Origin of the sequence: Paenibacillus sp. P22 (assembly GCF_000469945.2) — a bacterium.
In the GTDB taxonomy this organism is placed as follows: Bacteria; Bacillota; Bacilli; order Paenibacillales; family Paenibacillaceae; genus Paenibacillus_O; species Paenibacillus_O humicus.
Window position 1 is genome coordinate 1 of sequence record NZ_CBRA020000197.1, and the last position, 9142, is coordinate 9142.

6 protein-coding genes, 1 pseudogene and 2 riboswitches are annotated in these 9142 nt (G+C 59.0%); all 7 genes and pseudogenes read right to left on the bottom strand.

Translation table 11 applies throughout. From position 1 onward, the window contains the following. Window positions 1-186 (bottom strand): annotated as a pseudogene (locus BN871_RS22360) (5-(carboxyamino)imidazole ribonucleotide synthase); the annotation flags it as partial. Between the two features lie 62 nt (window positions 187-248). Further along, window positions 249-734 (bottom strand): 5-(carboxyamino)imidazole ribonucleotide mutase, encoded by a 486-nt coding sequence (purE, locus tag BN871_RS22365; protein ID WP_048748965.1) that lies wholly within the window; start codon window positions 732-734, stop codon window positions 249-251. Window positions 735-937: 203 nt separating this feature from the next. Next, window positions 938-1037: riboswitch (purine riboswitch) on the bottom strand. 603 nt (window positions 1038-1640) lie between these two features. Beyond that, window positions 1641-2210: a nitroreductase gene (locus BN871_RS22370; RefSeq protein WP_048748967.1), complete on the bottom strand. Its 570-nt coding sequence runs from the start codon at window positions 2208-2210 to the stop codon at window positions 1641-1643. Window positions 2211-2499: 289 nt separating this feature from the next. Further along, entirely contained in the window at window positions 2500-3639 is a 1140-nt protein-coding gene (locus BN871_RS22375; RefSeq protein WP_048748968.1) for a nucleotidyltransferase domain-containing protein, read from the bottom strand. A 290-nt stretch (window positions 3640-3929) separates the two neighbouring features. Further along, window positions 3930-5336 (bottom strand): NCS2 family permease, encoded by a 1407-nt coding sequence (locus tag BN871_RS22380; protein ID WP_048748971.1) that lies wholly within the window; start codon window positions 5334-5336, stop codon window positions 3930-3932. A 213-nt stretch (window positions 5337-5549) separates the two neighbouring features. Further along, window positions 5550-5649: riboswitch (purine riboswitch) on the bottom strand. Window positions 5650-5750: 101 nt separating this feature from the next. After that, complete coding sequence (locus BN871_RS22385; protein WP_083436593.1) at window positions 5751-6977, bottom strand: MFS transporter; 1227 nt, start codon at window positions 6975-6977, stop codon at window positions 5751-5753. Between the two features lie 301 nt (window positions 6978-7278). Continuing rightward, window positions 7279-8820, bottom strand: coding sequence for a glutamine-hydrolyzing GMP synthase (gene guaA / locus BN871_RS22390; protein ID WP_048748972.1), 1542 nt, complete (start codon window positions 8818-8820; stop codon window positions 7279-7281). Window positions 8821-9142 lie beyond the last annotated feature (322 nt).

The window sequence follows — 9142 nt, forward strand, 5'->3', positions numbered from 1 at the left end:
CGCCAGCTCCCGCGCCGCCTCCCGATCGTCGTAGCCGGCCGCGATGCTATCGGCAACCTGGGCGCAGGGCCCGTCCTCCGCAGGATCAAGCGCCACGAAGCGGTAGCCCATCGCGCTGCCGGCCAGCGCCATCATGCGGCCGAGCTGCCCGCCCCCAAGAATGCCTACCGTCGATCCCGGCGGAATGACGCGCGCTTGATCGGTGCGGACAGCCGCGCTGCCGCTCCCTGCAACCTTGCCGGAATCCCTCACAGCTCTGCACCGCTTTCAAGCACCTGCAGCCGGATGGCTTCGCGCCGCTCTTCGACGAGCCGCCTGATCCCCGGATCGAATGCGCCGATAATCTGCGCCGCCAGCAGGCCTGCGTTGCTTGCTCCCGCATGGCCGATCGCCACCGTGGCGACGGGAACGCCGGCAGGCATCTGCACGATGGACAGAAGCGAATCCAGTCCGCTCAGGCTCGACGATTTGACGGGAACGCCAATAACCGGAAGCGCCGTTTTCGCGGCAACCATTCCGGGCAAGTGAGCCGCTCCGCCGGCTCCGGCGATAATGACCTTCAAGCCCCGCTCGACAGCGGTCTCGGCATAGTGGAACATCAGATCAGGGGTTCGGTGAGCGGATACGACCTTTTTCTCATAAGGAATTCCAAGCTCATCCAGAATGCCGCAGGCAAGCTTCATCGTTTCCCAGTCGGATTTGCTGCCCATAATGACGCCCACGATAGCAGTCATGATTGTTCATCCCGCCTTTATCTATATTCCTAGTGCGAAAATCCGATGTGATGCCGGAAACAAAAAAAACCGCATGCCGGCCAGCCGGCGGAATCTCCGGGTAGGGAGAATCCGGCACGGGCGACTCGAAAGCCTGCGGGATGTAGATACGCTGAAAAAGCGCAGCCGAAGCCAAACAGCTCGCTCTCCAGTCGTGGACAGCCAGCCTGCTTCCGGCATCCCGTAGTCCGGCGATTAAGGTCGCCAGGTAGAAACTTTCGGGCCGATTCCCGAAGATATACGAGTTGCTTGAAATCATATGCGGACCAAGGTAGCGCGGCCTCCTACAAGATTCGACAATCTCAGGACCATTCAAACCGCTCCCCGCCCGCTTTGCCTCCCTAGTTTACCAACCTGAGCAGAGCCTGTCAACTCAAAAACACGAACATTAAAGAAAAAATATGTGATTAAAGTTCGCTTTTGATGGAGGCGCCTTCAAAGAAAAATGCCGTTGGCTCTACAGCGCCATTTCCATGTACGGCCTCGATCTTCCTCGTTGTCCTGCAAGCCGGATCGCTTCAGCGGCAGGTCCATCTCCTTGCTATACGACAGCAAAAATCGAGGATCAATCCGGCATTTCTCAAGGAAACGCTTCCTTGGACACCTTTCGCCATTCAGGCCGCCGATTCCATGACAGCTATTATGCCATATCTCTAAATCGGAATTGTCCTTCTTTATTCGGCGTCAAGAATACTGACATAACAATTTCTTTTCCTGTTCAGGAATCTCTCTAAATCCGAACTTTATTCCACATTCTCGGATATCCCTTCCAGATCGGTTTTTAAGGACAAAAAAAGAAAAAAACCCTCGACAAGAGGGTTTTGCATAAGGATGAGCGGGCGGGCAAGCTCCATGCCGGATCAAGAATCAGTTGACCCAGAACGTCTTATCCTTGGCCGAGATGCGGCGGCCTTCCGGAGCCGTCATATCCGGGTAGCCGATATAGATAAGGCCGACCAGCTCTTCCTTGTCCTTGAGCCCGAAAGCCGACTTCATGGCCGGATGGTGCATGGGATCTCCGCTGCGCCATACCGCTCCAAGGCCTTCTTCATAAGCGCTGAGCAGAAGGTTCTGCACGGCCGCATGCACGGCGGCGAGCTCTTCCGAACGAATGACGCGGGGGTTGTCGGAAGGCGAGCAGGCTGCGGCAATGACGACAGGGGCCCTCATCGCTTTGGCTTCTTCCTTCGACAGCTTCTGTTCCCTTTCCTCCGGATCCAGTCCGGCAAGCGCGTCGGAGGCGGCATTGGCGTAAGCTCTTCCGAGCACCCGGCGTCCATCCCCCGTCATGACAAAAAATTTCCAAGGCTCGGTGTGGTGATGGTTAGGCGCCCAGACAGCCGCCTCCAGGATCCGTTCGATCTTCTCCTTCTCGACCGGCCTAGCCTCGACCTTTCCGATGCTGCGGCGCTGACGAATTGCTTGCTGTAGCTCCATTCCTGTCCCTCCTTGAGCGGATTGATGAATAGACAATGACTGCCCGAGATTATTATACCTGTGAAATGCTCGCCCGGGAAAGGCCGGCTCTGGAAACCATCGTACCGGACGGTGGAGGGACACACAGTATTTTAAATCACATGCATATCCGCCTCGACCGCCGGAAGCACCCGTCTGTCCGTTATTACCTGTTGCTTCCTTCTCGTCCCTTCCACCCTTAGCCTCCCTTAACCAAGAACCAGGCGAATATCCGGCCAAACAAAAGAAGCCGAACTCGTTCGGCTTCTCCTCATTTCTTTTCGTTCCTGCTGGATGAGTCTTCCTTAAGAAAAGCTTCAAAGGAGGCCATATCGGAAAAACGATTGATTTCGACTCCTCTGTCCCGAAGATAGCTTTCCAGAACAACGCTCAATCGCTCCGCGCCTGCCTGCAGCCGCGTCAGGTCATGAGGATCGAAAAGCGGAACAAGCTCGGGCAGTCCCGCCTGCCTGTAGAGGGCGTGATGATCGGCGCTCAGCTTCAAGTCGCATGGCCACTGTCCGGTCTCGGCGAAAAAGAGAAACTGGGCGATTAAATCCTGTGCGTGAACAGCATGAAAATAAGCCGTATCATAATCGTTTCTTTCGCATGCCGATCGGATCTTGTCCAAAGTCCCTTTCTCCTCTTCATAGAATCCCTTCATTCGATCCCCGAACGAAGGAGTTCCATTGAGCCGCTCTTTCTGAGCCAATACCAGCTCCAGGGCATCTTCGGTCAGCCGCTCGCAAGCTTGGAGGATATCCGCTGCATCGTCTCCATGCATAATGGCATGCATATAGGAATCCAGCAGCGCCGGTTTCAAATGAAACCGATCGATTTGATCCTTGTTTTGGCCAAAGCCTCTCGTGAAATAAGATTGGTTCAGCAAGGCCAGCCCTTGCAGGACTCCGGTCAGAATTCCGTGCGCCTCCGTCCGGCAATAGGCGCTGCTGCCGAAATCCCCCGCGCGGATCAGCTTGTAAAGCCTGACATAGACCTGGCTCAATTCCGCCTCCGCTTTCTCCACAAACTCCTGTTTGTGCTCCGGACTCTGAAGACGGACGATTCTTTCCTTAAGCTTCAGGAGCCTGTCGCGGTCCTCATCCGAACGCGCATAGAGCAGCTTGCAATCGCCGATGATCGAGGTTTTCGGCTCTTGGAAGGCCGCCATCCTCTCCGCCCGTTCCCAGCTGATGGGCCAGAAGTCAAAGCTGATGTCATCCAGGATGAACTGCAGGCTCGCCTCATATCCTCTGGCGGTGGCCGGAATGAAAAAGAAATCCAAGTCGGAGCGCTTCGTCGCGGTCCCTTGCGCGTAAGAGCCGTAATAGGCTGCAAGCGCCACATCGTCGGGATAATTGGCCTTGATGTGCTCCACCAGCTTGTCGGCAACCTCGAACACGTCCAGCATGATGATCCCTCCCTTTCCTCCTCATCCTAACCTTTATTTTCCGAGCTTCAAGGTAATGGTTGGCTATAGCCGAATTATCCGCATCTGTTCGGAAGGAAGAGATCTGGAATAAGTCCTTCCAGAGGAGAGAGATCGGGCAAACCTTCCCCTTCATGCTTTTGCCGGGTTCCGGATCAGCTCACGCTCGGACTGATGGACAAGCCAAAACCAGGCTTGTCCATCATCCTCGGGCGACAAAAGAAAAACCTCCGGGACCGAGGTTCCGAAGGTTTTCGTAAGAGAGGAGCCGGTCAGCCGGCCGCGCCGAGGTATACGTAGCGGGCGATGATCAGCACCGCAAGAATCCACATAAGCGGATGAATCTTGTATTTCTCCTTGCCTTCGGGGAGGCGTCCCGTCGCATTCGCGAAGAAGGCGAGCACGACGTAGAACACGATGCCGAAGGAAACGCCGTTGGCGATGTTGTACGTGAACGGCATCAGGATGATGGTGAAGAAAGCCGGAACGGCATAAACCATATCCTTGAAGTCGATGTCGGTTACGGACTGCATCATGAGCAGGCCGACGAGAATGAGCGCCGCCGCCGTCGCGGAGCCTGGAATCAGGGCGATCAGCGGAGCCAGGAACAGCGAGAGCAGGAAGCAGATGCCGGTCGTGACCGCGGTCAGTCCGGTGCGGCCGCCCTGGGCGATGCCCGCGGAGCTCTCGATGAAGGTCGTTACGGTGCTCGTCCCGAGAACGGCGCCGCCGCCGACGCCGATCGCGTCGACGAACATCGCTTTGCCGACGCGTTTTTTGCCTTCGGCCGGATTTTTCATGAAGCCGGCGCGGTTGGCCGTGCCGACGAGCGTGCCGAACGTATCGAACAGCTCGACGAACGTGAATGTCAGGATGACCGTGACGATGCCGACATGCATGATGCCCGCGAAGTCGAAGTGCCAGAAGTTGAGATCCGAGAATTGAGGAGCCCAGTTTTTGCCGCTGAGGCCGTTTTTCACGTCGAGGTTGCCCGTAATCCAAGCCACGACCGTCGTGCCGAGGATGCCCCACAGGAATGCGGCCGGTACGCGCAGTACGAGCAGCAGGCTGATCAGGATCAGGCCGATGATCGTCAGGTAGACCGACGGGTCCTTGATGTCGCCGAAATGGATGACCGATTCAAAGCTGAGCAGGTCCACGTATTGATGCTTCTGCACGTCGGTGACCGCCGTCTCGGCGGCGATCGTCATGATGCCGCTGTTCTTCAGGCCGACGATGGCGATGAACAGGCCGATGCCGACGGTGATCGCATGCTTGAGGCTGTCCGGCACGGCGCTGATCAGCATTTGCCGAACCTGGGTTACGGTCAGGATGATGAAGATGATGCCGGAAATAAATACGGCGGTCAGCCCCATCGCAGGCGAGATCGGCTTGTCCGTCCCCTGGGAAGCTACGATCGTAGCCGCGAAGTAGGCGTTGAGGCCCATGCCCGGAGCGAGCGCGACCGGGAAGTTGACGAACAGCCCCATCGCGATCGTGAAGATGCCGCCGGCCAGCGCCGTCGCCAGAAACACCGAGTTCCAGCTGAGGCCGGAAGCCGACAGCACGCTCGGGTTGACGGCGAGAATGTAGGCCATCGTCATGAACGTCGTGATGCCCGCCATAATTTCCGTGCGGATGTTGGTTCCGTTCTCTTTGAGCTTGAAGAAGCGCTCCATGATGCAAGTTCCCCCCGAAATGCGTTATTTTCCTTGCGCGGAATCCGAAAAAGCAAAAAACCCGGCAGAGACGGAATCGAAGCCGGCATGCCGGCATTGCGATGGCGTCTCTCCCGGGTCCAGGTCGGCTGTCCAATCCATCGGAGGCCCATTGCAAGGCCGGCCCGATGGGATGGAAGCTGCAGGCGCCCGTCCGAAGCGATGCTTCGTCGTGGACGCCCCCTGAATTTTCGTAGCCTGGTCATTACGGTGACCGAGTAGAGACTTCCGGGCCGATTCCCGGAATTATACGAAAGTTGGTTGGTTATCATTGCGGAACGTAACTAATATTACTGAATTCACGACAAATGTCAACACTCAAACGACTGGAATCCCGGTTATTCCCGAACATTAAAGACAAAAGCATTGTTTTTATCAGGAATTAAGGGTTTTTCCGCTGTCGGCCTCGCGGGAGGTTCTTCCTCCTTTGGTTATCATGCCCGTAATCGCGTAAATCAAAAAAGCGCCGCCGAGCAGATAGAACAGGCTGCTCTCCGACAGGTAGCGAAGACCGTATCCGCTCAGGACGGGACCGGCGATGCTGCCGACGGAGAAGTGGATGGATGCGAGAACATTGGCGCCGGGAAGCAGGTTCCGCGGAAGCATGTCGGCCGCATAGGCGAGGCCGAGCGAGAAGAACGAGCCGACCAGCCCTCCGGCCGCGACCATCAGCGCCGCCATCGTCCAGACGGACGATCCGGCCAGCGGAACGGCGAGGAACAGCAGCCCGCCCCCGGCTCCGCAGAAGATCAGCACGGGCAGGCGGCCGATGCGGTCGCTCCACATGCCGAGCGGCAGCTGCAGCAGCAGGCCGCCGATGCCGATAGCCGGCAGCAGGCCGCTGATCGCCGCGCGGTCCAGGCCGATGCCGAGGCCGTACAGCGGGAACCCGGTATTCATGGACGCTTCCATGATGCCGTAGAGCATGGCCGGGAGCAGCGCATACCAGGCGACGCGGTAGATCGACTTGTAGCGGCTGAAGCCGGCAGCCTCGCCCTGCTCCCTCGGCTCCGGACGATCGGCGGGGAGCTTCAGCACGAGCAGAAGGACGAGCGCATAAAGCATGGCGCTGATCAGGAACGGAGCCTGGTCTCCGAAATGCAGCAGATTGATGCCGAGCGGGCCGATGCTGAAGCCGACGCCGTACGACATTCCGTACAGCGAGATGAACTTGCCGCGCTGCCGTGCCGGCGCCCGGCTGACGATCCAGAGCTGGGTCGCGAAGTGAAGGCCGCTGTCTCCGATGCCGACCAGGATGCGAAGCGCGAACCAGACGGCGAAAGAGCCCGCCGTCAGCGGAAACAGCAGCGTCGCGGCGATAATCATGACGATGCCGGCGAGGATGACGATCCGGAAGCCGTAGCGGCGGACCGGCCTTTCGATGAAGAACATGGTCGAGAACGTGCCGATGTATAGAGCCATGGAATTGAGGCCGTTGATATGTTCCGGCACGCCGCCGCGCTCCAGCAATATCGTAAGCAGCGGCAGCAGCAGGCCCTGGCTTGCTCCTGCGGTAATGACGACCAGCAGCAGGACGATGAGCCGGTAGCTGAAGATCGGCTCCTCGGCGTGCAGCAGGCCGCCTTCTTGCTTCAGTGGCATGACGGGTCGAGCTCCTTTGGTCGATTGTTCTTGGATGCGGGGCTGAGCGGCCGGGAGGTTCGGCCATCCGGCTGTATGGACACGGAGGACGGCGGATGACAAGTGATGACGAGGCCAATGAAGAAGCGCCCCCTCGACCGGCACCGCCGCCGCATCGCCGCACGGCTTCGGCAGCGCATCGCTACAGCGCCGGAGCCGTGAAAAAAACAAACACCGGAACCCTGCAGCAGCAGGGCTCCGGTGAGAAACGCCATGGGCTGCACGCCGCTGCGGCGGCAGCCGGAAGGTCAGTTAAATCCGCTTACTCCCACTCGATGGTCGCCGGCGGCTTGGAGGTGATGTCGTACACGACGCGGTTGACGTTGTCGACCTCGTTGACGATGCGCACCGAGATTTTCTCCAGCACATCCCACGGGATGCGCGCCCAGTCGGCCGTCATGCCGTCGATAGACGTGACGGCGCGGATGCCGACGGTGTAGGAATACGTGCGGGCGTCGCCCATGACGCCTACGCTCTTCATGCCCGGAAGGGCGGTGAAGTACTGCCAGATCTCACGGTCGAGTCCGGCCTTCGCGATTTCGTCGCGCAGGATGGCGTCGGATTCGCGGACGATTTCCAGCTTGTCCTCCGTCACTTCGCCAAGTACGCGAATCGCGAGCCCCGGACCCGGGAACGGCTGGCGCCAGACGATGGCGTCCGGCAATCCGCACTCGGAGCCGACCTTGCGGACCTCGTCCTTGAACAGCGCGCTCAGCGGCTCGACCAGCTTGAACTTGATGTCCTCCGGCAGCCCGCCTACGTTGTGGTGGGATTTGATCGTCTGCGCCGTCGCCGTGCCGCTCTCCACGATGTCCGTATAGAGGGTGCCTTGCGCCAGGAACTCGTAGTTCGCCAGCTTTTCGGACTCCTCCTGGAACAGGTAGATGAACTCGTTGCCGATGATCTTGCGCTTCTTCTCGGGATCGTCCACGCCCTTCAGCTTGCCGAGGAACCGCTCGCTGGCGTCGATCTTGATCACTTCAATGCCGAATTTGCCGACAAAAGTCTCCATCACGCTGTCCGCTTCGCCCTTGCGCAGAAGGCCGTGGTCGATGAACATGCAGGTCAGGCGGTCTCCGATCGCCTTGTGGACGAGCATGGCGACAACGGAGGAATCGACGCCGCCGGACAGGGCGCACAGCACGCGTCCGGTCTCTCCCACCTTCTCCTGGATGTCGCGCACGGCGTCCTCGATGAAGGTTTCCATGCTCCATGTGCCTTCGCATTTGCAGATCGTGTACAGGAAATTGCGGATCATGTCGTTGCCGTATACGGAGTGGCGAACCTCGGGATGGAACTGGACAGCGTAGAAATTCTTCTCCGGATGGCTCATGGCCGCGATCGGCGCATGCTCCGTACCCGCATCCAAGCGGAAGCCTTCCGGCATTTCGACGACCAGATCCGTATGGCTCATCCATACCGTCTGCGTGTTCTCCAGGCCGAGCGCAAGCGCGGCTCCGTTCTCGAAGGTGACGTCCGCGCGGCCGTATTCCCGCTTGCCCGCACGTTGAACCTTGCCTTTGAGCTGATGGCTCATCAGCTGCATGCCGTAGCAAATACCGAAAATCGGCAGCCCCAGCTCGTAGATCTCCGGATCGACCATCGGGGAATTTTCCTCATATACGCTCGCCGGTCCGCCGGAGAACACGATGCCCTTGGGCGCGAGTTCCCGGATCCGCTCTGCCGGCGTGTTGTATGGCAGCAGCTCGCTGTAGACGCCCAAATCCCGGATGCGACGCGCGATCAGCTGGTTGTATTGTCCCCCGAAGTCGAGAACTACGATCATTTCATTTGGCTTGTTCACTGCCGAACCTCCCTCAATCAATTGGACTCATTATATCCAAGCCCTCTCCGGGCAGTCAAGGCGCACGGCAAGCCTCCTCCGCAGGTAAAATCCACCCGGAAACCCAGCGGCGCGCGGGCCGGTTCTTCCCATGCAGAAGGGGAGGAAGGCCCGCCGAGGGAAGCCCGGGGGCGGGGCAAGGCGCTCCGCAGGCGGCCCGAATGCGGGAACTCCAGGGAGCATTCTCCGCTTGCTGATGCCGGATGGCCCTTGATGCAGCCGGAATTCAGGCAGGCTGCGGGCGAGCGCATCAGGCGCCTGGCGAGCCGGCGCCGGAGGCTGG

Excerpts from the sequence above, each read along its gene's own strand:
- purE (WP_048748965.1), bottom strand. The coding sequence starts at position 734 with ATGACTGCTATCGTGGGCGTCATTATGGGCAGCAAATCCGACTGGGAA.
- BN871_RS22370 (WP_048748967.1), bottom strand. The coding sequence starts at position 2,210 with ATGGAGCTACAGCAAGCAATTCGTCAGCGCCGCAGCATCGGAAAGGTC.
- BN871_RS22375 (WP_048748968.1), bottom strand. The coding sequence starts at position 3,639 with ATGCTGGACGTGTTCGAGGTTGCCGACAAGCTGGTGGAGCACATCAAG.
- BN871_RS22380 (WP_048748971.1), bottom strand. The coding sequence starts at position 5,336 with ATGGAGCGCTTCTTCAAGCTCAAAGAGAACGGAACCAACATCCGCACG.
- BN871_RS22385 (WP_083436593.1), bottom strand. The coding sequence starts at position 6,977 with ATGCCACTGAAGCAAGAAGGCGGCCTGCTGCACGCCGAGGAGCCGATC.